The sequence below is a fragment of the Acinetobacter sp. SCLZS86 genome, from assembly GCF_021560715.1.
In the GTDB taxonomy this organism is placed as follows: domain Bacteria; phylum Pseudomonadota; class Gammaproteobacteria; order Pseudomonadales; family Moraxellaceae; genus Acinetobacter; species Acinetobacter towneri_A.
Genome location: NZ_CP090864.1, coordinates 201,696 through 226,134 on the forward strand (window position 1 = coordinate 201,696; position 24,439 = coordinate 226,134).

Genomic DNA, 24,439 nt, shown 5'->3' on the forward strand with positions numbered 1-24,439 from the left:
TGTTGTTTTCTATAAAGTTGACTTTATTGTGCCTGATTGTATGTAGGCTTAATAGCCTCAACCCGATTTTATTCAACGTTTTTAGCCATGAGATTAAGTGAAATATCATATAATGCACTGTCTTGTGAAAAGCAGCGATATATGTCTTATCAAGTTTGGATTGCGTTTATGTTGGCCTGTTGGGTGATTAGTGTTTCACCTGGCGCGGGTGCGATTGCTTCGATGTCGAGCGGTTTGAGTTATGGTTTTCGACATGGTTATTGGAATGCGATTGGTCTACAACTGGCTTTATTATTGCAAATCGCGATTGTAGCTGCGGGGGCAGGGGTTTTGTTTGCGACAACGCCTTGGGCATTTTTGATTGTGAAATGGTTTGGGGTAGCATATTTATTGTATTTGGCTTATTTGCAGTGGGCAGCACCTGCACAGTCCATTGAAATTCAACATGAATTGACCCGAAAATCTGCTGGAAAACTGGTGATGTACGGCTTTCTGGTCAACATGAGCAATCCAAAAGCGATTGTGTTTTTATTGGCAGTTTTGCCACAGTTTTTAGATTTGTCGAAACCGCAATGGACGCAATATGCAATTATGGCGTTGACCATGATCAGTATTGATTTGATTGTGATGGCGGGCTATACGGGCTTGGCTGCCAAAGTTTTGCGTTTGTTAAGATCGCCGAAGCAGCAAAAAATGATGAATCGTACTTTTGCTGCATTATTTGCGGGTGCTGCATTTTTGTTAAGTTTGGTGCATCAGTAATGTCTTCAATTACACAAAAGTGTACGCTGTAATTATAAAAATAGATTGAGACATACGTTGAAAATAAAATGTATTCCGCGAGCACTTTATTGGCAACATTGGTGGATCAGCATGTTGCTTTTAAGTTTTTCAACTTTAATTGCAATTGGATTAGCAATTCAGTTTTCAGTAGATAGCGTGTTTTGGCCAATTGCTTTGATGGCACATTTGAGTATCAATTTGATTTTTTCTTTTGTATTTGCCGCCTTGCAAACTTATTTTAAACATACGGTGTGGCAAAGTGTGGTGTTGATTAATATTACGGCTGTGTTGTTGATTGCCATTCATGCAATGTTTTATCTACAAACAATAGATTGGAATGCTGTTTCAGAAGCTCAGCAGCAATTGAGTCTTTTACAGCAAGTGATTCATAGTGATATAGCACTGTGGATAGCGTATATACTGCCATTTTTGGTCGTAATGCTCATTGCTGCAATACAAAAATATAGATATTCATTAACGAAAAACTAAGCTATCTTTCTGACTTTTTGCACGCTAAAAATTACTGCAAAAATGATCGCCATAGTCATCACAATGCTTAAACCTGTTGAAATGTTTAAGCCTGCACTTGACCATAAACCTACGCTGACTGCAATTTGCGCCACAATAAACGCCCAAATCACCATTTGTTTAGGCGAGTGAGCCAATAAACGTGCGGTTAAGGCAGGAATCACCAACAATGCACCCATCAATAAAGAGCCGACTGCACGTAAAGCCAATACTGTAAATAATGCCAATAACAACATAAAAATCAGACGTTGCCATTGTGCATTCACACCTTCACTGACTGCAATGTCAGGGTCAATTGCAATTTGAATTTGAGCCTGCCAAAACTTATAGAGTACCGCTAAGGCTGCAATAATCACTAGGGCAAATACGGGTAAATCTGCCCATGAAATGGTGAGTAAATCGCCAAATAAATAGCTCAGCAACTCAGGACGCAAACTCGGAATATGTTGAATAAAGAGCAAACCTGAACAGAGCAAGGTCGCAGAGCAGAGCGCCAATAATGCATCATTCGGCAACCGTGGATCATGTAAAATCCACAAAACACCCACCAATAATAATGCCAAGAATGTCACGCCCATCCACAGAGGTAAACTTAACGCGCCTGCAATTGCCACACCCAATAAAGTGCCATGCGCCATCGTATCGGCAAAAAAGGACATGCGTCGCCACAGCATTAAACAGCCCAGTGGGGCGGTCAAAAATACCAATAAACTGCCCATGATCCATGCAGGTAACAGCAATTGTAGCCAATCCATCATGGGTTAAGCTTCCGGTTCAGGGTGAATATGAGGACGTGAATCATGCTGACAAGGCTCGGCATGATCGCCATGGGCGCAGTGTTCATGGTGATGTTGATAAAACACCCGATTGGTTCCAAAAATAGCTTGGTATTCAGGATGTTGCTGTACATTTTCGGGCAAACCGCTACAGCAAATGTGTTTATTTAAACATACCACACGATGCGTACCTTGCATGACCCATTGCAAATCATGCGACACCATCAACACCGCACAGCCATATTTGCTCGGTAAGTTGCGCACATAGTCATACAGTTCAGCTTCGGACTGAATATCTAGTCCTTGCATCGGCTCATCCAGTACCAAAACATCAGGTTGACGCAATAAAGCACGTGCCAATAACACCCGCTGCCGCTCGCCACCAGACAGTTGTTGTACTTTCGAATCTTGCAGTTTGGCAATCCCAGTATCGCGGATAATTTCTGCTTTAATTGCGTCTGGGCATTTTTCTAAAGCCAGTAAATCTTTCACTCTTAAAGGCAAGCTGTGAGAAGGATTAAACTTTTGCGGTACATAAGAAAAGGTCAGCTTGCGAGCATTTACTAGCTTGCCTGCATTCGGTTTGACAATACCAAGCAAGACTTTAATTAAAGTCGATTTTCCTGCGCCATTCGGACCAATGAGTGTGACAATTTCACCTGCATGCAATTCAAAATTGACATTTTTTAAAATATCGCGCTCATCTATTCGCACCTGAATATTGTGCAAGGCGATGAGTGGTGCAGTGGTTATTTGCTGTTGCACTGCTGACATTTTCCAGAAATCTCAATAATACTGTGATGCGGGCTAAAGCGGTCAGAGGCTGCCAATTGATCGAGTTGCTCTAATAAACCTTGCGCTGAAGCTTCTTTAACGACTTTACATTCCGTGCAGATCAAAAACGCCGCTTGGTGTCCTTCGCGTGGATGACAACAAGGAATATATGCATTGATAGAAGTCAAACGGTGAATGAGTCCTTTTTCCAGTAAAAAATCCAAAGTACGGTACACCGTTGGCGGTGCTGCAGGACGATCAGACTCACTTTTAATTTTCGCCAATAAATCATAAGCACCCATTGGTGCAGATGCCTTGAGAATGAGTTCCAGTACTTCTTTACGTAGCGGTGTTAAGCGAGCACCTGCTGCCGCGCATAAACTCTCAGCTTCGACAAGACGTTGATCGACATTGTGATGGTCGTGAACGCCATGTAATGCATTGTGATGCTCGTGCGAACATAAGCTCATAGCCACCCCAGTTGAACTTTAAAAGAAAAACGACAGTAAATCTTAGCATGAAGCGTAATCAGTTTCGATTATACATAGGTATTTTTATAAATTTGTTATACTATAACATTTATCGATTTTTCGTGATATGTCGCAATGTTTCGTTTATTTAGTTTCTGTCTTTTGGTGTTGTGCAGTACTGTCAGCATGGCGCAGGCTTTGGTGGTGTCTACACATCCTATCTATCTGATTGCCCAAAAAGTCACGCAAAATATCGAAACACCCACGTTATTACTGGCAGATCAAACAGGGCATGATGTATCACTCACGCCTGCACATCGAAAAATCATCCAAGATGCGGGTTTAATTATTTGGTTGGGTAAAGCGCATGAAGCACCGCTAGAACGTGTATTACATCAAAATCCTAAAGCGATTGCCTTATTAGATACGGGCATTATGAAAACTTTGCCGCAGCGTTCTGAGCGTGGCGCAGCCTTAAAAAATACGGTAGACAGTCATGTCTGGCTCGATCCAAACAATGCAGTGCGTATCGGCTTCTTTATTGCCGCGTTACGTTCTCAGCAAATGCCTGAACATCGCGATGCATACTGGAACAACGCACGTGCCTTCGCGCAGAGCTTATTCAAAAGTGCAAGTCAATTTCAGACTCAAACCGCAGCACAGCCATATTGGGCTTATCACGATGCTTATCAATATTTAGAACGTGCCTTAAATTTAGAATTTGCAGGTTCGATGACCAATGATCCACATATTGCCCCTACGGTTGCTCAAATCAAATATTTGAACGATCACCGTCCAAATCCAAAAATGTGCCTGCTTGCTGAAGGACATGCCAGTAAAAATCAGTATATGAAATTGAATCCAATTGTGTTTCAAAAGGTCGATGAAAGCATGCGCGGCGCAGATGATTTTGTGCAAGCGTGGCAGCAATTAGCCAAGCAAACCAAGGCTTGTGTATTAAATGCACGAAAATGATGCGTTTTTTAAGCAAAATTGAAATATGACAATTCCGAGACTAACATGCAAAAAATCACGACTAAGGTCGGGAAACGATTGCATGTTCAGGGGGCTAACTCTATAATGCCTGCGATAAAAAACGATCATCAGTTGAACTTGTCAAGCATTAATGCTGTGAGTGGATAAAAAAATGAGCCGAACTAGTCGCTTGATTGACCGACGATTAGCTAAAGCTTTGGTCTTCTTACAAGCATTCATGATTCCAGTTTCAGCCCTGATAGCGTGGGTCTTGAAAGACTCAACGGCTGCCTTAAGCGCTGCACTTGGTGCTAGTGTTTGTTGGCTGGCAAGTTGTTATTTTTCATGGCAGTCGTTTCGAGCAGCAGGTGCACGAGCGTCCAGACAGGTTCTTTCGAACATGTATAGAGGAATGCTCGGTAAGTTTGCAATCGTGATCGTAGGATTCATTTTAATTTTAAGCAATGTACAGCCGTTATCCCCGGTGGCATTGTTTTGTGGTTTTATGCTCGTTCAAAGCATGTCGTGGGTTGCGCCATTTTGGGTGTCACGATTACAAAAACGAGTTTAAACGCAGCAAAAATTGAAAAGTTTTTCAGGAATAGGCGAGATATCAAGCAGCACGCGATATTCGTTTGTTCTATTAGTTTTTTTACATTGACCAGGTGTGATTTATGGCTGCTGAAGAACATGCCCTTACTTCGACCGAGTATATCAAGCATCACTTGACCAATATGACCTATGGCAAAATGCCAGACGGTTCATGGAAGTTGGCTGAGTCTGCTGAAGAAGCTCAACAGATGGGGTTCACTGCTATTCACTTGGATTCAATGGGTTGGTCTATTGGACTTGGTCTGATCTTCTGTTTCTTGTTCTGGATCGTGGCGAAAGCTGCAAATGCGGGCGTGCCTAGCAAATTCCAGTCAGCAATTGAAGTGATTATCGAGTTTGTGGATTCTAGTGTACGTGATACCTTCCACGGGAAGTCTCGATTAATTGCACCCCTAGCATTAACCATTTTCGTGTGGATTTTCCTCATGAACTTGATGGACTTAATCCCTGTTGACTTTATTCCTTATGTAGCTCAACAGGCGATTGCTTCTATGCTGGGTGTAGATCCTCATCAGGTTTACTTTAAAATTGTTCCGACTACAGATCCAAACATTACCTTAGGTATGTCTATTTCTGTATTCTTCTTAATTATTTTCTATAGTATTCGTGAAAAAGGAATTGGCGGCTTCGTTGGTGAGTTAGCACTTAACCCATTTAACCCAAGTAATCCAGTTGCTAAAGTGCTTTTAATTCCATTCAACTTATTGTTGGAATTGACTACTTTCTTGGCGCGACCAGTTTCATTGGCTCTACGACTATTCGGTAACATGTATGCGGGTGAGTTAATCTTCATTCTTATCGCGTTATTACCGTTCTGGATCCAGTGGGCATTGTCTGTGCCTTGGGCGATTTTCCACATTTTGATTATTACGCTACAAGCATTCATTTTCATGATGTTGACAATCGTGTACATGAGTATGGCAAGCGAAAAGCATTAATGGTATGGCCTAACTGTCAACGGGCGGTTGGGCACACAATTTTTTAACTTAATTTGGTATAAAACCTAACCTCTGAGGAATTATCATGGAACTCACTTTAGGTCTAGTTGCAATTGCATCTGCTATCTTGATCGCTTTCGGTGCTTTAGGTACTGCGATTGGTTTTGGTCTTTTAGGCGGTCGCTTCCTTGAAGCTGTTGCTCGTCAACCAGAATTGGCTCCACAACTTCAAACTCGTATGTTCTTAATCGCGGGTCTTCTTGATGCTGTGCCTATGATCGGTGTTGGTATTGGCTTGTTCTTCATCTTCGCTAATCCATTTGTAGGTTAATCAGCTTAATTCCGAAATTCACTATTTGAGGAATTTGCAATGAATATCAACCTCACATTGTTTGGCCAAGCGATTGCATTTGCGATTTTCGTCGCATTCTGCATGAAGTTTGTATGGCCACCACTAATCAATGCGATTAGTGAGCGTCAGCGTCGTATTGCTGACGGCTTAAATGCAGCTGAAAAAGCCAAAGCTGACCTTGCCGATGCGCAAGCTCAAGTAAAAGCTGAATTAGATGCAGCTAAAGCACAAGCGGCTCAATTGATCGAACAAGCGAATCGTCGTGCAGCACAATTGGTAGAAGAAGCGCGTACCCAAGCATCTGCTGAAGGTGAGCGTATCCGTCAACAAGCGAAAGAAGCTGTTGATACAGAAATCAATTCTGCTCGCGAAGAATTACGTCAACAAGTAGCTGCGCTTGCAGTAACTGGTGCAGAGAAAATTCTTAGCCAGCAAGTTGACGCAGAAGCTCACAATGCCATGCTGACTCAGCTGGCTGCTAAACTTTAAGAGAGGCAGATTATGGCTGAACTCTTGACGTTGGCACGCCCATACGCTAAAGCAGCATTTGCTTACGCTTCTGAGCAAGGTGCAACTGACACTTGGTCAACAGCACTTAACTTGCTCAGTGCTGCGGTGCAAGACGAAGCATTTTCAGCTTACTTAAATCGCCCTGAGCTTACGCCTGCTGAGCAGGTGAGTATTTTTGCCAAAGTTTTAGGTGAAGACCAAACTGCAGCAGTGTCAAACTTTTTGACATTGCTTGCTGAAAATAACCGTTTGGCTTTACTTCCTGAAATTCAAGCAGAATACGAACAGCTCAAATCACAGAATAACAATACTGTGGATGTTGTGATTGAATCAGCATTCCCATTGACTTCTGTACAAGAACAAATTCTTGCTCAAGCGTTAGAAAAACGTTTCGCTGCAGCAGTAAATGTTTCTGTAGAAGTGAACCCAGCGTTAATTGCGGGTGTAGTTATTCGTGCAGGCGACCAAGTGATAGATGATTCTGCGCTTAACAAGCTTGAAAAAATGCGGACACGTCTTTTAGCTTAATTGCGAAGACTGAACTAATAAAAGATTGAGGTATAGCGCAATGCAACAACTGAATCCATCCGAGATCAGTGCGCTCATTAAACAGCGTATCGGCGATCTGGACACCAGCGCGACCGCTAAAAACGAAGGTACCATTGTTATGGTATCCGACGGTATTGTGCGCATTCACGGCCTTGCTGATGCAATGTACGGTGAAATGATCGAATTCGACGGCGGCTTATTTGGTATGGCACTGAACCTAGAACAGGATTCAGTGGGCGTCGTTGTTTTAGGTAACTACTTAAGCCTTCAAGAAGGTCAAAAAGCTCGTTGCACAGGTCGTGTATTAGAGGTTCCGGTTGGTCCAGAACTTTTAGGCCGTGTGGTAGATGCTTTGGGTAACCCAATTGATGGTAAAGGCCCTATTGATGCAAAATTAACTGATGCTGTAGAAAAAGTAGCACCAGGTGTAATTTGGCGTCAATCAGTGGATCAACCTGTTCAAACTGGTTATAAATCAGTTGATACCATGATCCCTGTAGGCCGTGGTCAACGTGAGTTGATCATTGGTGACCGTCAAACTGGTAAAACAGCAATGGCGATCGATGCGATCATCGCTCAGAAAAACTCTGGCATTAAGTGTGTGTACGTAGCAATTGGTCAAAAACAATCGACTATCGCAAACGTAGTACGCAAGCTAGAAGAAACTGGTGCTATGGCGTATACAACTGTTGTTGCAGCAGCAGCGGCAGATCCAGCAGCAATGTTGTATCTTGCTCCGTACTCTGGCTGTACAATGGGTGAATACTTCCGTGACCGTGGTGAAGACGCGCTTATCATTTATGATGACTTGTCTAAACAAGCTGTTGCGTATCGTCAAATTTCATTGCTTTTACGTCGTCCACCAGGTCGTGAAGCGTATCCAGGTGACGTGTTCTATCTACACTCGCGTCTACTTGAGCGTGCTTCTCGTGTATCTGCTGACTACGTTGAGAAATTCACTAACGGTGAAGTGAAAGGTCAAACTGGTTCTTTAACTGCATTGCCGATTATTGAAACTCAAGCAGGTGACGTATCTGCATTCGTACCAACCAACGTAATTTCGATTACAGATGGTCAGATCTTCTTAGAAACATCATTATTTAACGCGGGTATCCGTCCTGCTGTGAACGCGGGTATTTCTGTATCGCGTGTTGGTGGTTCTGCTCAAACTAAGATCATCAAAAAATTGTCTGGTGGTATCCGTACCGCTTTGGCGCAATACCGTGAATTGGCAGCGTTTGCTCAGTTCGCTTCTGACCTTGACGAAGCAACTCGTAAGCAACTTGAACATGGTCAACGTGTAACTGAGTTAATGAAGCAGAAACAATATGCGCCATACTCAATTGCTGACCAAGCTGTTTCAGTTTATGCATCTAACGAAGGCTATATGGCTGACGTAGAAGTGAAGAAAATCGTAGACTTTGATGCTGCGTTAATCACTTACTTCCGTTCAGAACATGCTGCGTTAATGCAACAAATCGATGAAACTGGTGATTTCAACAAAGACATCGAAGCTGCAATCAAAGCAGGTATTGAAAGCTTTAAAGCGACTCAAACTTACTAATTTAGCATTGGCTAGTTAGGGGTTTGGTTCACGGAATCAACCTTCGGAAGCCTGAAAGGGCTTTCGAATACTAGGTTAAGCGTATGGCAAATTTAAAAGAAATTCGCGCCAAAGTAGCTAGTATCAAAAGCACGCAGAAGATTACTCGAGCGATGCAGATGGTAGCAGCTTCTAAGATGCGTCGTGCGCAAGAGCGCATGGCTCAAGGCCGTCCGTATGCCGAAAATATGCACCGTGTAATTGCTCATTTGGTACAAGCGAACCCTGAATACAAACACCGTTATATGGTTGAACGCCCAGTTAAGCGCGTTGGCTATATCATCGTGTCTTCAGATCGTGGTTTGGCTGGTGGTTTGAACATTAACTTGTTCAAGAAAGTGGTAAAACACGTTCAGCAGCAACAAGAGCAGTCAATTGAAGTTCAATTTGCTTTAATTGGTCAAAAAGCGGTTTCGTTTTTTAAAAACTACGGCGGTAAAGTGCTTGGTGCAACTACAAACGTTGGTGATGCGCCGAGTCTTGAACAGTTAGCTGGTTCTGTACAAGTGATGTTGGATGCTTATGATAAAGGCGAGTTAGATCGTATTTATCTAGTGTCAAACGGCTTTGTCAATGCCATGACTCAAAATCAAAAAATCGAACAACTTGTACCTTTAGCAGCTGCTGAAGAAAACAAGACCCTTAACCGTCAATACGGTTGGGACTATATCTATGAACCAGAAGCTGAAGAGCTGTTAAATGGTTTATTGGTTCGTTACATCGAGTCTATGGTTTATCAAGGTGTGATTGAAAACATCGCATGTGAACAGTCTGCGCGTATGGTTGCAATGAAAGCTGCAACAGATAACGCAGGTGAACTGATCAAGAGCCTACAACTTATTTATAACAAGCTGCGTCAAGCCGCGATTACTCAGGAAATTTCTGAAATCGTTGGTGGTGCCGCTGCCGTTTAACATTATTAGTTTGAATTGAGGAGACAGCAATGAGTGGCGGTCGTATCATTCAGATCATCGGCGCGGTTATCGACGTCGAGTTTGAACGCAACAGCGTTCCTAAGATCTATGACGCTCTCCAAGTTGACGGTACTGAAACTACATTAGAAGTTCAGCAACAACTTGGTGATGGCGTAGTTCGTACTATTGCAATGGGTTCTACTGAAGGCCTTAAGCGTGGTTTGAACGTAACAAACACTAACGCGCCAATCTCTGTACCAGTAGGTACGGCGACTCTTGGTCGTATCATGGACGTTCTTGGTCGCCCGATCGACGAAGCTGGTCCAGTTGCAACTGAAGAGCGTTTACCAATTCACCGTCAAGCGCCTTCTTATGCAGAACAAGCGGCTTCTACTGACCTTCTAGAAACTGGTATTAAAGTCATTGACTTGCTTTGCCCGTTCGCAAAAGGTGGTAAAGTTGGTTTGTTCGGTGGTGCGGGTGTTGGTAAAACCGTAAACATGATGGAGTTGATCAACAACATCGCTAAAGCGCACTCAGGTTTATCTGTATTCGCTGGTGTTGGTGAGCGTACTCGTGAAGGTAACGACTTCTATCACGAAATGAAAGACTCTAACGTTCTAGACAAAGTAGCAATGGTCTACGGTCAGATGAACGAGCCACCTGGTAACCGTTTACGCGTAGCGTTAACTGGTTTGACTATGGCTGAGTACTTCCGTGATCAAAAAGATGAAAACGGTAAAGGTCGTGACGTATTATTGTTCGTAGACAACATCTACCGTTATACACTAGCAGGTACTGAAGTATCAGCACTTCTAGGTCGTATGCCATCTGCAGTAGGTTATCAGCCTACACTTGCAGAAGAGATGGGTGTTCTTCAAGAACGTATTACTTCAACTAAGTCTGGTTCGATTACATCTATTCAAGCTGTATACGTACCTGCCGATGACTTGACTGACCCATCACCTGCTACAACGTTCGCGCACTTAGACGCAACTGTAGTATTGAGCCGTGACATTGCATCTCAAGGTATTTACCCTGCGATCGATCCACTAGACTCAACTTCACGTCAGTTAGATCCATTAGTTGTTGGTACTGAGCATTACGAAATTGCTCGTTCAGTTCAAAACGTTCTTCAACGTTATAAAGAATTGAAAGACATTATCGCAATTCTTGGTATGGACGAATTGTCAGAAGAAGACAAACTTACTGTATACCGTGCACGTAAGATCCAACGTTTCTTCTCTCAACCGTTCCACGTAGCTGAAGTATTTACTGGCGCGCCTGGTAAACTTGTACCGCTTAAAGATACAATTCGTGGCTTTAAAGGTCTTCTAGCTGGTGAATACGATCATATCCCAGAACAAGCGTTCTATATGGTTGGTGGTATTGACGAAGTGATTGCTAAAGCCGAGAAACTTTAATTAGCAGCTCTAATTTAGGAGATTCTCATGGCGACTATGCAATGTGATGTTGTAAGTGTAAAAGAGTCTTTGTACTCGGGCACTGTGACTATGCTAATTGCAAAAGGTGCTGGCGGTGAACTCGGTATTATGCCGGGTCACGCACCACTGGTAACTTTGCTTCAGCCGGGTGCAATCCGCGTTCTGCTGGAAAATGGTACAGAAGAATTAATCTATGTATCTGGTGGCGTTCTAGAAGTTCAACCGCATGTTGTTACGATTCTTGCAGATACTGCAGTTCGTGCAGAAAACTTAGATGAAGCGGCAATTATTGAAGCGCGTAAACACGCTGAACAATTGTTGGCAAATCAAAAGAGCGATTTGGACTCTGCTGCTGCTTTGGCTGCTTTGGCAGAAACTGCTGCACAGTTGGAAACCATCCGCAAAATCAAAAACCGCGCACTTTAATTGTCGGTTTAAGATTGAAAAAAGCCACTCGAAAGAGTGGCTTTTTTTATGCTGTTTGGAATTGAAGCCTTATCTTTGCTTAAGATGCTGTATTGGTGGTTTCAGTTGGCTGATTCGACTCACCTTGTAAAATCATCCCCGCCAGTTTTAGCATTTCAGCTTGAATACTCCCCATTTGCTGTTCCAGTTTCTTAAAGTCCACTTTGCTTAAATCGACTTGTCCATTTAAAAATGGTGAAGCCAAAACTTGCTGATTGGCAGCCAATAAGTTTTGACGGATGGTATCAATTTCCTGTGTTTTTAAGTCTAGGCTGCTTAGTGTTTGATTGAAGCCTTGTAACTGCTGTTGTAATTGAGTCGCTGCAATTTGTAATTGTTGTGGATCTTGCGCATCTACAGCGGTTTGCAATTCAGACTTGGTTTGATTCAGTTGTTCGACATATTGACCTGCTTTGAGCTGTAGATCGGCCACATCGCGCACAATGTAGAACATATTGCCACTGCTTAATGGAGCGTTGGTTGGGTTTGTATTGCTGTTGGATGATACGCTGGAATCATCTTGGTTTGTTGTATGGGTTTGCGGCGTGTTCATTTGATCACAGGCGCTGAGTAGAAAGGCAGAACTCAATAGTGCAAACGGAAGGAGTGTCTTCAAAGATACATTTTTCATATTCATGTGATTTTTGGTACTCAATGAGAATGAATATAAAACTAAAATATGAATAAAAAACAGATTGTTGCAAAGCGATAACAAATCTTAATTTTTTTCTAAATCAAAAAAAATAGGAGTTTTAAAGAAACTCCTATGTATTACACTTCTTTCATAAATGAAAAATGATTATAAATCATGCGTCGAATTGATATTGATAGTCCCTTCTCTTGCGCCATATATGGCTCAGGATGAGGAATATATTCCGCAAGAGGATAAGGGGGCTGAATTATTATGGATTTAAAGAGAATTTATGAAAGAACTGTTTCACCTACTGAATAAAAAATCATTTAGCCAGTTCAGCCTCAATTGCTTCTACAATGCGTGGATCATCTGCAGTTAAATCTGGAGCAAAACGCGCTACAACTTCACCTTGTTTATTCACCAAAAACTTTTCAAAGTTCCATAACACTTCAGGCGGTTCATTTGGGGTTAAGCCGTAATCAACCAAATCTTTCCACCATGGGCCTTCACCAATGCGTTCAGGAATTGCTTGCGTTAAAGCCGTGTAAAGAGGATGCTTTTCTGCACCCACGACTGGAATTTTGGCAAACAATGGAAAACTCACCTGATAGTTCAGTGAGCAAAATTCCTGAATTTCTGCATCGCTGCCAGGTTCTTGTGCCAAGAAGTCATTCGATGGAAAGGCCAAAATTTCTAAGCCTTGTGCTTGTTTTGCTGCGTAGAGTTGCTGTAAGCCCTCGTATTGCGGAGTCAAGCCACATTTTGATGCCACGTTCACGATCAACAACACTTTTCCAGCATACTGGTTTAATGTGGTTTCCGTACCCTGATTGGTCTTCACTGCAATATCATAAACTGAAGTGCGCATAGTTGCTTCCTAGAATTTGTATTTACCGCTACTGTTGTAACTGTAATTTTTGGATACAGCAAGTTTTAAAGCAAAGAAATTTACGGCACTGATGGAATCCCGCATACCCGTGAAATTGCGCAGAAAAATGTAATTCGTATCTGCATTTTGTTTTATTGATGGATAAATTGAGCGAAAAGTGTCATAAATAGATACTGGGTTTTTAGCACTTTGCATCACAAATCAGTTATAGAAAAAGGTCTCACAGCAGGTATGCTGCTTGGTACAACAAGGATGATGAACACATGATACGATCAGATAAAGGCGTATTTTGGGTAATTTTGTTGCCATTGATTGCGGTATTGATTTGGTCGTTAAATATTGCGGTGACGCGCTATGTTGCAGAGTATATTTCACCCGTCAGTATCAGTTTTTATCGTTGGTTGATTGCTTTTCTGATTTTGACACCATGGATATTGCCAAAAGTTTGGCAGCAGCGTGAGTTGATTCGCCCCCATTTGAAACAGTTGGCAGTGCTCAGTGCATTTGGTTTGGTGCTGTATCAAGGTCTCAGCTATACCGCAGCAAATTACACCACTGCAACTAATATGGGCATTATTAATGCATTTATTCCCATGTTTACGGTCTTGGTTTCGTTGCTGATCTTAAAAGAGATTCCCACACGATTTGCTGTTTTAGGCTGCATGATTTCATTTTTGGGCTTGTTGTATGTAATTGCACAAGGAGATTTACGTCAACTCAGTCAGCTGACAGGGCATGCGGGTGATATGCTCATGGTTTTGGCGGTGTTTTTTTACGCCTTTTATGGGGTTTTTTTAAAGAAATGGAATTTAAAATTGCCGCTCATGCTAAGTCTTTATGTGCAAATTATATTCGCCTTGCTTTATCATCTTCCATTTATTGTGTGGTTAGGCTTAGACCACTTAAATAGTCAAAATGGTTTAAGTGTGCTGTATGCAGGTATATTTCCTTCAATTATTGCGCCTTTGGTATGGATGTTGGCTGTTCAATATTTAGGACCGAATCGCACCAGTATTTTTATGAATTTGATGCCTGTTTTTACGGCCATTATTGCATATTTTTGGTTGGCAGAAGTGTGGGGGAGTTATCACAGTATCGGTGGATTGATTATTTTAACGGGTATTGTGTTGGCGCAAATGAAAGCACGTGTACAAATTTAAGCAAAAAGTTGAGTTTAATTGGTGTTTTTTTGATCACATAAAGGTATATTTGAAATACCTTTTATTCAAAATTTATTCAGTATTGAGCGTTATGAATGATGACAGTTTTTTTAATTTTTCTAAAATAATTGTAAAAATAGTAAGATAATTTAAATTGTTAAGAAAAAAAGATGAATCTTTAATCGAATATTTGTGTTGGATTAATAGGAAAAATCTATTTGTATAGTCGACTAAATTACTCCATAATTCACGTACTGGAAATGATCCACTGTATTCAATAATTAGTGAAATATCATTAACAGCAAGATTTTCAAACCCTCTGGATGTGCTTTTATACACATCCTTTTTATGCTCAACCATCCCTATATGGTTGAGTTTTTTTTTATCCACTGGAGCGTAAAACCTCGTGGTTCAGCACGAGGATATAAGCGACTGGAGTAAATCATATGAACGACACGAAATGTCTTTTTAAATACTTGTACTATAGTCACTATTAAGAAAAATACTGTTAAAATAATTGGATGAAGACACTCAAATTACGCATAAAAGACAAACATTGCAAGGTGCTAAATCAGTTAGCATCCGAAGTAAATTTTGTCTGGAATTATGTCAATGATTTGTGTTTTAAGCATCTACAACGTAAACAACAATTCTTTTCAGCATACGACCTTGCAAAATACACGAAAGGCACATCGAAAGAATGCAACTTGCACAGTCAAACTATTCAGGCAGTGACAGAAGAATTGGTCACAAGACGCAAGCAGTTCAAAAAAGCAAAACTAAAATGGCGTGTCAGTAATAAAAAATCAGCTAGACGTTCACTGGGTTGGATACCGTTTAAAAAGGTTGCAATCAAATATGCTGATGGCTATGTTGAATATGGCAAGCATCAATTTAAACTATGGGGTAGTTACGGATTAAGTCAATACAATATCAAAACAGGCACATTCGTAGAAGATAGTCGTGGACGTTGGTATGTTTGTCTTGTAGTTGATGCAGTCAAAATAGAAAAAACAACGCTAAAACCTCACTTGGCATAGATTTAGGTTTAAAAGATTTAGCGACTTGTTCAGATGGCGTAAAACTTAAAGCACCTCAAATCTATCGGCAATATGAACAAAAACTTGGTATTGCTCAACGTGCAAAAAATAAGAAACGTGTCAAAGCCATCCATGCCAAGATTAAAAATGTAAGACAAAACATGCTGCATCAATTCAGCCGAAAACTGGTGAATGAACATGCAGCCATCTTCGTTGGCAACGTGAATGCCAAAGCATTAGCACAAACCAGATTGGCTAAATCAGTGCTAGATGCCAGTTGGACAACACTAAGAACCATGCTCAAGTATAAATGCGAGAACGCAGGGGTATGTTATGAAGAAGTCAATGAAGCCTATACCACCCAAATTTGTTCGTGCTGTGGCTCACGCTCCAGTAGTCCGGAAGGTAGAGCAGGACTTGGAATAAGAGAATGGCAGTGTGTGGAGTGTGGTACGCTCCATGATCGGGATGTAAATTCCGCACTGAATATTCTTGCGCTCGGGCATGAGCGTCTAGCAGTAGGAATCTCCGTCCTTTAGGTCGGGGAGGATGTCAACTAAAATTTGTCTAAAGCTAGGCGCGAATCACTGCCCCACTCTCTGCATCTAAAATTCGGCTAGGCTGTTGGCTTAAACCTAAATCACCATTTAAGTAGTGCAATTGTTGTTGGAAATACTGGGTTGCTTCTTGCAGGGAGCGCGCAGGTTCATGGCCAGCAGGGTTGGCACTAGTTGAAACAATAAAGCCATCAAAGGCATGGCATAAAGCCATACATAAAGGATGATTGGTTACGCGCACAGCCACTTTCGGGTGTTGACCTGTAATCCACTCTGGAATTGCCGCTGTGGTGGGTAACAGCCAAGTGGTGGCACGCTCAGTCGGATGTGTATTGCTCCATGAGGCAATTACACGATCTTGCATATCTGGCTTTAAATCTTCAAGCAGATGTTCTACCTGTGACAGGTGCCCTGCCAGTAAAATCACACCTTTTTCAATCGGACGCTGTTTGAGGCGTAGAATTTCCAAAAAAGCCTGTTGGTTATATGGATCACATCCTAGACCCCAAACGGCCTCTGTAGGATAGGCCAGTACCTGTCCTTGTTGTAGACATGCAGCGGCTTCGGTGACAGAGGTTGTAATCATGGGAGTTGACCTAAACAGAAATGGGAGAGGGCTATTGTGAACCTTATTTGTGGGGACGACAACGCAGATACAGGCCTGATTGCTGCATTGCTAAGCCCATGAGCTCAAGTTCCATCAAATAAGCTGTAAGTACGGCAATTTCCAAGTCGAGCTGTTGTGCCAAGTGGTCAATACTTTGTCCGACCCAATCCAATTGATGATACAACGCTAATAAATGCTCAGGAATATGCGTCACGATTTCATGGGTGGCTTGTAGCGAGGTTGCTGTATCAGGCTTGGTTGTATTGCTTTGTCCTGTTTGAGCATCCAGTTTTGAAGATGGTAAGGTTGAGTCAGAGCTCAATTGATCAATATTTTGTTGTTTATATTGCCATTGAGTCGGCAATGCCAAATCTTCAAGCACCTGTTCAGGATGATCCACCAAAATTGCACCTTCACGAATTAATTGATGGCAACCCTGATGAAATTCACTGTAAATATGTCCAGGAATAGCAAAAATTAATTTACCTTGTTCGGCTGCGCATTTAGCGGTAATCAGTGATCCACTATTTAAACTGGCTTCAGCAACAATAACGCCAAGACTCAATCCACTCACCAACCGATTACGTCGTGGAAAATTTTGCTGCAAAGGTTTGGTGTGAGGTAAAAATTCTGTAATCACTGCACCGCCACGCTCCACAATCTGCTGGCGGAGTGTATGGTGGGCGCTCGGGTAGGTGCTGTCTAAACCTGTGCCCATGACTGCAATGGTACGACGGTGTGCCAAAGCGCCTTGGTGTGCAGCCTCATCAATACCTTGTGCTAAACCGCTATTGATAAAGAAACCTTGTTCACTTAAATAATAGGCAAAATCATAAGCCACTTGCCGTCCGTGTGGGCTGGCTTTACGACTGCCAACAATTGCGATTTGAGCTTGCAATAAAGCCTGAGCATTGCCTTGGCCAAATAAAATTGGAGTTTTATTTGCATAGGGGCGTAATTGGTTGGGGTAGTTGGGATCATCCAAGGTCAGGATAAAATCACAATGCTGTTGTAATTGTTTTAAGACGTTTTCAAAGGCCTGTTGCCCTGACTGGCTAAGATATTCTTTAGCACGCTGTTGATGGTTGGCATGTACACGTACTTCTGACCAAGCCAAAAGATGTTCGGGCTGCACTGCGGCAGCCACGGAACCAAAATATTGTTCTAGTTTATAAAAACTCGACAGTGAATGCTGAACCAAATACCACAACTTAATGTAGTCAATTTGATGTGGGGTGAATGAATTCAACATGTCACCATCTCAGACTATTTTTAGTCGTCCATTAGGGGTGTTTGTAAGTTCGCACCCACTTTAATTGGCAATTCGCTGTCTAATACATAGGCATAGCTGATGTGATCAAAGCTTTTGAAGACCATGATATTACCAATGCGTTCGCCTGGAAGTTGCACACGCTCTTTGGTTTTCGGGTCAGTCACAACTTCGCCTTTTTGAGCGACAGAGAATACGTGGCCTGATTGCACGCCATGCAGCGTACCACGGTCAATGGCAACCACACTGTGTTTAGCAGCCGTACCAATAGAACCCATTACACGAACCACTTGACCGCCTGCAGTTACATTTTCAGCATGGGTCGGATAGAACAGGGTTGGCAGCATTGGGTCATAAACAGGCAAGACGCGATCACCACGACGTACTTCGGCATTGTAGGTATCGGTCAATTCAAGTGTGGTGATGTCATTTTCGCCACGTACTGCAATACCAGTTGCAACTTGGGTGAGTTCTAAGCCTGCATTGAATTTTTGACCATTGGCATCGATTAGCATGTATGGCTCACCTTCACGATATACAGCATAGCGTTGACCTACTTCCAGACCTGCGCCACGTGCATACACACTTTGACCTTTAGCAGCCAACACGCGTTGATCAGAAGTGCCTAAAATATACGGTGTGCCTTGCAGTGCATTTGCGGCAATAATGCTGCTGCGCTCTAACCAGTGTTTGATATAGTCAAGTGGAATCACAGGAATGGTATTATTTAAAGATTCCACGCGAATTTGTGGTTGTAAATTGGTGCTCTTGCCTGTGTAACGACGGATAATACCTTCACAACCGTCGCCTTCATCTTTACCAATAATTGGACGACCTTCATAGGTACACATCAATAAACGGTCACCCGGGAAAATCCAGTGAGGATTTTTTACGTGACGGTTACTTGCCCAAATTTCAGGCCAACGTAGTGGATTGTTCAGGAATTTTTTGGAAATATCCCATAAGGTATCGCCTTTTTTTACCACATACACATTTGGTGCGCTGGCTTTTAAGGCAGGCGGATTGATGTTTCGTGCAGGTGCTGCTTCAGCCACACTGATCGCACTAAGTCCCACTGTGAGACATACTGCGAGTGCTAAAACTTGCTTTTTAAACCCCAAGACACGAAAAGAGGATGTGTCTGTCAAAACCTTTTTCATTATCATAATTCCTAAAATTATGTATGTAGTTGCGTTATAATAACGATCTTACACACATTTTTTTGATGAAGCATTCCTTCATTCGGTTTTTTGATCAATGGCATAAGTGAGGATGTCCCATGGCCTTATTACCTATTTTAAGTTTCCCGGATCCCCGTCTGCGTACCATTGCAAAACCAGTCGAAGAAGTCACCGACGAGATTCGTCAGCTTGCTGCAGATATGTTTGAAACGATGTATGCCGCACCCGGAATTGGTCTGGCTGCAACGCAGGTCGATCATCATATTCAGCTGATTGTCATGGATTTATCTGAAAATAAAGATCAACCCATGGTCTTCATTAACCCCAAAGTTACCCCATTGACTGAAGAGACCCAACCGTATGAAGAAGGGTGTTTGTCAGTGCCTCAAATATACGACAAAGTTGAGCGTCCGTCACGCGTAAAAATTGAAGCGATTAACCTTGAGGGTCAATCCTTTGAGCTAGAAGCGGATGAACTTCTCGCTGTTTGTATTCAACATGAAATGGATCACTTAAATGGCAAATTATTTGTCGATTATTTATCGCCGCTCAAACGTCAGCGCGCCCGTGAAAAAGTTGAAAAAATAGTGCGTCAGCGCCAGAAAGAAAAAGTCGCGGTTAAGCGTTAAAACAAACCACAATCTAGTTGTCCATGTTTAGACCAAAGCATAAAAATCGGCCCAATTTCGATTAGGCTTTGTTATACTTGCGCCACACAAATTCAGGATAGATGTTTTCATTGTTGCGTAGTGGTTTACTGCTTTCATTTATTGCAGTTTTTTTACAGATTGCTGTATTTTTACAGCCTTTGCTGCCTGAGCAATATCAAGTTGCGCCAGTCTGTGAAACCATCACGCGTGCACTTTTATTGCCACAAGCCCACGCCGTGCATACAAATTCTTCGCATGTTGCACATTCATCTACATCACAGGTCGATGATCAGCAACTGACCGTACAGCATGAACATCATCATCACGATGCTTCACATCAATGTCAGTACTGTACGGTATATGGCAACTTGGTCCTACCACCTGAATTAGAGCTTAGAGAAGTGCTTGATCGTATTCAAGTGCGCCTTTTGGCATTCCAAAAACGTTTTCAACACGTTTGGTTTGCACTTCAGCAACTCTTTTTACTTCCGCAAGGACGTGCCCCGCCTCACTTTGCATAAATTCAATTTTTTTTGGGTCTATTTTGACCCTAACTGTATTTATGTTTTAAGTGAGAAATAAAATGGCTCAGCCTAAATTTTTATTACAGCCTGTTGCGGCTGCAGTTTGTGTTGCCTGCTATTCTGCAAGTGCTTTTGCCGATCAAAGTATGCTGTCTGCGAATACGCATAGCCTTGCGCCTATTGTTGCGACTGCACAGCAGGGTAATGATGCCAACGGTCTGGTGGTACGTGCCAATCCAAAACAACCCATTCAGCCTATTCCTGCCACAGATGGTGCAGATTATTTACAAAGTATTGTCGGTTTTAGTGCAGTGAACAGTGGCGCAGGTACCAATGGTGATGTGACCTTCCGTGGCATGTTTGGTTCACGTATTAAAATTTTAACCGATGGTTCTGAAAACTTGGGCGCATGTCCGAGTCGTATGGATTCGCCAACCTCTTATATTTCACCAGAAAGTTTTGATGAAATTACCGTGATTAAAGGTCCGCAAACGGTGCAATATGCCAACACGGGTTCGGCAGCAACGGTATTGTTTGAGCGTAAGCCTGAACAATTTGGTAAAGGTCAAAACTATCGTGGACAAGCCAGTGTTTTGATGGGTTCATTTGGCCGTTTGGATCATAATATTGAAGCGGCTGCGGGCGATGCGCAGAAATATATTCGTTTAAATGCTAACCGCTCTGTGGCAGACAGCTATAAAGATGGCAATGGTACGACAGTTCCTTCGGATTGGGAGCGTTGGAATGCCGATGTCGCTTTAGGCTGGACACCCGATGAAAATACTTGGCTAGAACTGACAGGTGGTCGTGGTGATGCCGAAGTGGTTTATGCAGGCCGTACAATGGATGGTTCTGAATTTGATCGCGAAAGTTTGGGTTTACGTGTAGAAAAGAAAAACATCACCGATGTGATTAAGAAAATTGAAGCGCAGGTGAACTATAGCTTTAACGATCACGTGATGGATAACTTCAGCCTGCGTGAGTTTAATCCTGCAGGGGGGATGATGCATCCTATGGCAAACAATGTGGCACGGAAAACTTTAAATGCGCGTATGGCGGTGACACATGAGTGGGATAAAGTTGACTTTGTGACAGGTGTTGATACTCAAAATAATGAGCATAGTGGTCGTAAAGGCAGAATGAACAGCTATAAAAATTTGCCTCGTACTGTGGATATGGAGTTTCAATCTATAGGTGGTTTTGGTGAGCTTGGTTATCAATTCAATGATCAAAATAAGTTAGTCACAGGTGTGCGTATTGATCAGGTCGAAGTTGATGCAGTACAAACAGCTCAACAACGTAAAGAAACTTTGCCAAGTGGCTTTATCCGTTTGGAAAATCAGCATCCACACCATGATGCAAAAACGTATGTCGGTTTGGGTTATGTAGAGCGTATGCCTGATTATTGGGAATTATTTACACCAAAATCAGGAAATGGTAATCCAAATACATTTAAAAATATTGATACTGAAAAAACACTTCAACTGGATTTTGGCTATCAACATGAGCATGGTGCATTTAGTTCTTGGGCATCGGCTTATGCGGGTTTGATTAATGACTATATTCTAACTAAATATACGAGTATGACAGATGTGCATACGCGCAATGTGGATGCAACCATTGCCGGTGCAGAAGTTGGTGTTGGCTATCAATTTACTGATGCCTTACAGGCAGATGTGAGTGCTATGTATGCGTGGGGTGAAAACACTACAAACAATACGCCGTTACCACAAATTTCACCTTTGGAAGGGCGTTTAAACCTGCGCTATGTTCAGGATAAATATACTTTAGGCGCATTATTACGTGTGGTGGATGGTCAAAGTCGTATCAGTAAAGATGAAGGTAATATCGTGGGCTATGACCTCAAAGAGAGTAGTGGTTTTGGCATATTATCTTTAAACGGCAGCTATAACCTCAATAAAGGTGTTGATGTGTCTGTGGGTGTTGATAACGTACTAGATAAAACTTATACCGAGCATTTAAACAAAATGGGTAATGCAGGTTTGGGTTTTGCTGCGAATGAGCAATTTAATAATATTGGTCGTAACTATTGGGCGCGTATTAGTATGAAATTCTAATTAGAACTTTATTTAAACCAAAAGCAGGGCTTCGGCTCTGCTTTTTGCTTTTGCATAAAAATAATTATATATAAAACATTAAGTTACGTTTCATGGCTGGGTTTTAAAGAATTAAGTAGATTTTTCTTAAAATAAATTTATAAGATAAAACAGTAGCTTATCTATTTTTGGGTTTATAAAATAAACACCCGATATATTTCTTTTACAAAAAGCCTTGCATGGCAAAATAATTGGCCTATAATGCACATCCATCGGCGGTGATGTTGATAAAAACTTGTTGAAAAACAATAGCTTGGTTGATTGATTTAAGATTAATTGAGTTTGTTTTGAGTAAGTGGGTTTGAAAATAAAATCAACATTGCGTGTTGACTTTCTAGAAATAGGGAGTAGTATAGCCGACCTAGCTTGATGCTGACGAAGCATTGAGAAGATCATTAAGAGATTATGAAGAACAACTTGTGTGGATTTTTACTGATTGATTGATCGAAATTATTATCATTGATTGATTGGTTTAAATTACTCGAAGTTTATTTGAGCGAATTTAAGTCAGAAAATTGATGAGCCAGATTTGGAAGTTTAGATTAAAACTTCAAAATGATTTTAACTGAAGAGTTTGATCATGGCTCAGATTGAACGCTGGCGGCAGGCTTAACACATGCAAGTCGAGCGGGCGAGGTTGCTTCGGTAACTGAGCTAGCGGCGGACGGGTGAGTAATGCTTAGGAATCTGCCTATTAGTGGGGGACAACATTCCGAAAGGGATGCTAATACCGCATACGTCCTACGGGAGAAAGCAGGGGATCTTTATGACCTTGCGCTAATAGATGAGCCTAAGTCGGATTAGCTAGTTGGTGGGGTAAAGGCCTACCAAGGCGACGATCTGTAGCGGGTCTGAGAGGATGATCCGCCACACTGGGACTGAGACACGGCCCAGACTCCTACGGGAGGCAGCAGTGGGGAATATTGGACAATGGGGGGAACCCTGATCCAGCCATGCCGCGTGTGTGAAGAAGGCCTTTTGGTTGTAAAGCACTTTAAGTGGGGAGGAGGCTTACCTGGTTAATACCTGGGCTAAGTGGACGTTACCCACAGAATAAGCACCGGCTAACTCTGTGCCAGCAGCCGCGGTAATACAGAGGGTGCGAGCGTTAATCGGATTTACTGGGCGTAAAGCGCGCGTAGGTGGTTAATTAAGTCAAATGTGAAATCCCCGAGCTTAACTTGGGAATTGCATTCGATACTGGTTAGCTAGAGTATGGGAGAGGATGGTAGAATTCCAGGTGTAGCGGTGAAATGCGTAGAGATCTGGAGGAATACCGATGGCGAAGGCAGCCATCTGGCCTAATACTGACACTGAGGTGCGAAAGCATGGGGAGCAAACAGGATTAGATACCCTGGTAGTCCATGCCGTAAACGATGTCTACTAGCCGTTGGAGGATTTGATCCTTTAGTGGCGCAGCTAACGCGATAAGTAGACCGCCTGGGGAGTACGGTCGCAAGACTAAAACTCAAATGAATTGACGGGGGCCCGCACAAGCGGTGGAGCATGTGGTTTAATTCGATGCAACGCGAAGAACCTTACCTGGCCTTGACATAGTAGAGACTTTCCAGAGATGGATTGGTGCCTTCGGGAATCTACATACAGGTGCTGCATGGCTGTCGTCAGCTCGTGTCGTGAGATGTTGGGTTAAGTCCCGCAACGAGCGCAACCCTTTTCCTTACTTGCCAGCATTTCGGATGGGAACTTTAAGGATACTGCCAGTGACAAACTGGAGGAAGGCGGGGACGACGTCAAGTCATCATGGCCCTTACGGCCAGGGCTACACACGTGCTACAATGGTCGGTACAAAGGGTTGCTACACAGCGATGTGATGCTAATCTCAAAAAGCCGATCGTAGTCCGGATCGCAGTCTGCAACTCGACTGCGTGAAGTCGGAATCGCTAGTAATCGCGGATCAGAATGCCGCGGTGAATACGTTCCCGGGCCTTGTACACACCGCCCGTCACACCATGGGAGTTTGTTGCACCAGAAGTAGGTAGTCTAACCGCAAGGAGGACGCTTACCACGGTGTGGCCGATGACTGGGGTGAAGTCGTAACAAGGTAGCCGTAGGGGAACCTGCGGCTGGATCACCTCCTTAACGAAAGATTGACGAT

At 42.6% G+C, this 24,439-nt stretch carries 24 protein-coding genes, 1 rRNA gene and 1 pseudogene; 18 read left to right on the forward strand and 8 right to left on the reverse strand.

Translation table 11 applies throughout. The annotated features are described in order from the left end of the window. The first annotated feature begins 141 nt into the window (after positions 1–141). Both LZP46_RS00745 and LZP46_RS00750 read left to right on the forward strand, forming a co-directional pair. A complete protein-coding gene (locus LZP46_RS00745; protein WP_236094350.1) occupies positions 142–762 on the forward strand; it encodes a LysE family transporter in 621 nt (206 codons plus the stop codon). A 111-nt stretch (positions 763–873) separates the two neighbouring features. Next, positions 874–1,272 carry a hypothetical protein gene (locus LZP46_RS00750; RefSeq protein ID WP_236094351.1) on the forward strand — a complete coding sequence of 133 codons (399 nt, stop codon included), beginning with the start codon at positions 874–876 and terminating at the stop codon, positions 1,270–1,272. Here the strand turns inward: LZP46_RS00750 and znuB are convergent. From znuB to LZP46_RS00765, 3 genes are read right to left on the reverse strand one after another with little or no spacing between them, the layout of a single operon-like run. After that, positions 1,269–2,069, reverse strand: a complete 801-nt coding sequence (znuB, locus tag LZP46_RS00755) for a zinc ABC transporter permease subunit ZnuB (protein ID WP_180060360.1) — start codon at positions 2,067–2,069, stop codon at positions 1,269–1,271. The two genes, LZP46_RS00750 and znuB, sit on opposite strands and share 4 nt — an antisense overlap. A gap of 3 nt (positions 2,070–2,072) precedes the next feature. Continuing rightward, on the reverse strand, positions 2,073–2,861 hold the full coding sequence (gene znuC, locus LZP46_RS00760; protein ID WP_236094352.1) for a zinc ABC transporter ATP-binding protein ZnuC: 789 nt from the start codon (positions 2,859–2,861) through the stop codon (positions 2,073–2,075). Beyond that, positions 2,837–3,331, reverse strand: coding sequence for a transcriptional repressor (locus tag LZP46_RS00765; protein ID WP_236094353.1), 495 nt, complete (start codon positions 3,329–3,331; stop codon positions 2,837–2,839). The genes znuC and LZP46_RS00765 overlap by 25 nt, the downstream gene beginning before the upstream one ends. 135 nt (positions 3,332–3,466) lie before the next feature. Here LZP46_RS00765 and LZP46_RS00770 point away from each other — a divergent pair, with 135 nt between their 5' ends. The 10 genes from LZP46_RS00770 to LZP46_RS00815 all read left to right on the forward strand — a co-directional run bounded on the left by LZP46_RS00770 (position 3,467) and on the right by LZP46_RS00815 (position 11,655). Beyond that, positions 3,467–4,306, forward strand: coding sequence for a metal ABC transporter solute-binding protein, Zn/Mn family (locus LZP46_RS00770; protein ID WP_236094354.1), 840 nt, complete (start codon positions 3,467–3,469; stop codon positions 4,304–4,306). Between the two features lie 172 nt (positions 4,307–4,478). Beyond that, positions 4,479–4,877: an ATP synthase subunit I gene (locus tag LZP46_RS00775; RefSeq protein ID WP_004970147.1), complete on the forward strand. Its 399-nt coding sequence runs from the start codon at positions 4,479–4,481 to the stop codon at positions 4,875–4,877. Positions 4,878–4,980: 103 nt separating this feature from the next. After that, positions 4,981–5,856 (forward strand): F0F1 ATP synthase subunit A, encoded by an 876-nt coding sequence (gene atpB, locus LZP46_RS00780; protein ID WP_168419254.1) that lies wholly within the window; start codon positions 4,981–4,983, stop codon positions 5,854–5,856. Positions 5,857–5,941: 85 nt separating this feature from the next. Then, entirely contained in the window at positions 5,942–6,187 is a 246-nt protein-coding gene (gene atpE / locus LZP46_RS00785) for a F0F1 ATP synthase subunit C (RefSeq protein ID WP_000424060.1), read from the forward strand. Positions 6,188–6,226: 39 nt separating this feature from the next. Beyond that, the gene (locus LZP46_RS00790; RefSeq protein ID WP_004970142.1) at positions 6,227–6,697 is read left to right on the forward strand and encodes a F0F1 ATP synthase subunit B; all 471 of its coding nucleotides are present in this window, start codon (positions 6,227–6,229) and stop codon (positions 6,695–6,697) included. A 12-nt stretch (positions 6,698–6,709) separates the two neighbouring features. Further along, positions 6,710–7,246 carry a F0F1 ATP synthase subunit delta gene (locus LZP46_RS00795; RefSeq protein ID WP_019837171.1) on the forward strand — a complete coding sequence of 179 codons (537 nt, stop codon included), beginning with the start codon at positions 6,710–6,712 and terminating at the stop codon, positions 7,244–7,246. 40 nt (positions 7,247–7,286) lie between these two features. Beyond that, positions 7,287–8,831: a F0F1 ATP synthase subunit alpha gene (gene atpA / locus LZP46_RS00800; protein WP_236094355.1), complete on the forward strand. Its 1,545-nt coding sequence runs from the start codon at positions 7,287–7,289 to the stop codon at positions 8,829–8,831. 83 nt (positions 8,832–8,914) lie between these two features. Continuing rightward, complete coding sequence (gene atpG, locus LZP46_RS00805) at positions 8,915–9,784, forward strand: F0F1 ATP synthase subunit gamma (protein ID WP_236094356.1); 870 nt, start codon at positions 8,915–8,917, stop codon at positions 9,782–9,784. A 29-nt stretch (positions 9,785–9,813) separates the two neighbouring features. Next, on the forward strand, positions 9,814–11,208 hold the full coding sequence (gene atpD / locus LZP46_RS00810; protein WP_004970134.1) for a F0F1 ATP synthase subunit beta: 1,395 nt from the start codon (positions 9,814–9,816) through the stop codon (positions 11,206–11,208). Positions 11,209–11,235: 27 nt separating this feature from the next. Then, positions 11,236–11,655: a F0F1 ATP synthase subunit epsilon gene (locus LZP46_RS00815; protein WP_004970132.1), complete on the forward strand. Its 420-nt coding sequence runs from the start codon at positions 11,236–11,238 to the stop codon at positions 11,653–11,655. A 79-nt stretch (positions 11,656–11,734) separates the two neighbouring features. Here LZP46_RS00815 and LZP46_RS00820 read toward each other — a convergent pair whose 3' ends face one another. Together LZP46_RS00820 and LZP46_RS00825 are read right to left on the reverse strand one after the other, a co-directional pair. After that, a complete protein-coding gene (locus tag LZP46_RS00820; RefSeq protein ID WP_236095149.1) occupies positions 11,735–12,325 on the reverse strand; it encodes a hypothetical protein in 591 nt (196 codons plus the stop codon). 325 nt (positions 12,326–12,650) lie between these two features. Continuing rightward, on the reverse strand, positions 12,651–13,196 hold the full coding sequence (locus LZP46_RS00825; protein ID WP_236094357.1) for a glutathione peroxidase: 546 nt from the start codon (positions 13,194–13,196) through the stop codon (positions 12,651–12,653). A gap of 284 nt (positions 13,197–13,480) precedes the next feature. Here LZP46_RS00825 and LZP46_RS00830 point away from each other — a divergent pair, with 284 nt between their 5' ends. Both LZP46_RS00830 and LZP46_RS00835 read left to right on the forward strand, forming a co-directional pair. After that, entirely contained in the window at positions 13,481–14,377 is an 897-nt protein-coding gene (locus LZP46_RS00830; protein WP_236094358.1) for a DMT family transporter, read from the forward strand. Positions 14,378–14,898: 521 nt separating this feature from the next. Then, positions 14,899–15,956: pseudogene (locus LZP46_RS00835) on the forward strand (RNA-guided endonuclease InsQ/TnpB family protein). A 34-nt stretch (positions 15,957–15,990) separates the two neighbouring features. On the opposite strand, the gene LZP46_RS00840 reads toward LZP46_RS00835, so the two are convergent. Genes LZP46_RS00840 through LZP46_RS00850 form a run of 3 tightly spaced genes read right to left on the reverse strand, consistent with a single transcriptional unit; the run spans position 15,991 to position 19,011 of the window. Next, complete coding sequence (locus LZP46_RS00840) at positions 15,991–16,560, reverse strand: L-threonylcarbamoyladenylate synthase (protein ID WP_236094359.1); 570 nt, start codon at positions 16,558–16,560, stop codon at positions 15,991–15,993. Between the two features lie 43 nt (positions 16,561–16,603). After that, complete coding sequence (dprA, locus tag LZP46_RS00845) at positions 16,604–17,833, reverse strand: DNA-processing protein DprA (protein WP_178319613.1); 1,230 nt, start codon at positions 17,831–17,833, stop codon at positions 16,604–16,606. 20 nt (positions 17,834–17,853) lie between these two features. Further along, a complete protein-coding gene (locus LZP46_RS00850; protein ID WP_236094360.1) occupies positions 17,854–19,011 on the reverse strand; it encodes a LysM peptidoglycan-binding domain-containing protein in 1,158 nt (385 codons plus the stop codon). 119 nt (positions 19,012–19,130) lie between these two features. Here LZP46_RS00850 and def point away from each other — a divergent pair, with 119 nt between their 5' ends. The 4 genes from def to LZP46_RS00870 all read left to right on the forward strand — a co-directional run bounded on the left by def (position 19,131) and on the right by LZP46_RS00870 (position 24,423). Next, entirely contained in the window at positions 19,131–19,661 is a 531-nt protein-coding gene (gene def / locus LZP46_RS00855) for a peptide deformylase (RefSeq protein ID WP_236094361.1), read from the forward strand. A 101-nt stretch (positions 19,662–19,762) separates the two neighbouring features. Continuing rightward, on the forward strand, positions 19,763–20,203 hold the full coding sequence (locus tag LZP46_RS00860) for a DUF2946 family protein (protein WP_236094362.1): 441 nt from the start codon (positions 19,763–19,765) through the stop codon (positions 20,201–20,203). Between the two features lie 62 nt (positions 20,204–20,265). Beyond that, positions 20,266–22,284, forward strand: coding sequence for a TonB-dependent copper receptor (locus LZP46_RS00865; RefSeq protein WP_236094363.1), 2,019 nt, complete (start codon positions 20,266–20,268; stop codon positions 22,282–22,284). A 601-nt stretch (positions 22,285–22,885) separates the two neighbouring features. After that, positions 22,886–24,423 (forward strand): 16S ribosomal RNA (locus tag LZP46_RS00870). Positions 24,424–24,439 lie beyond the last annotated feature (16 nt).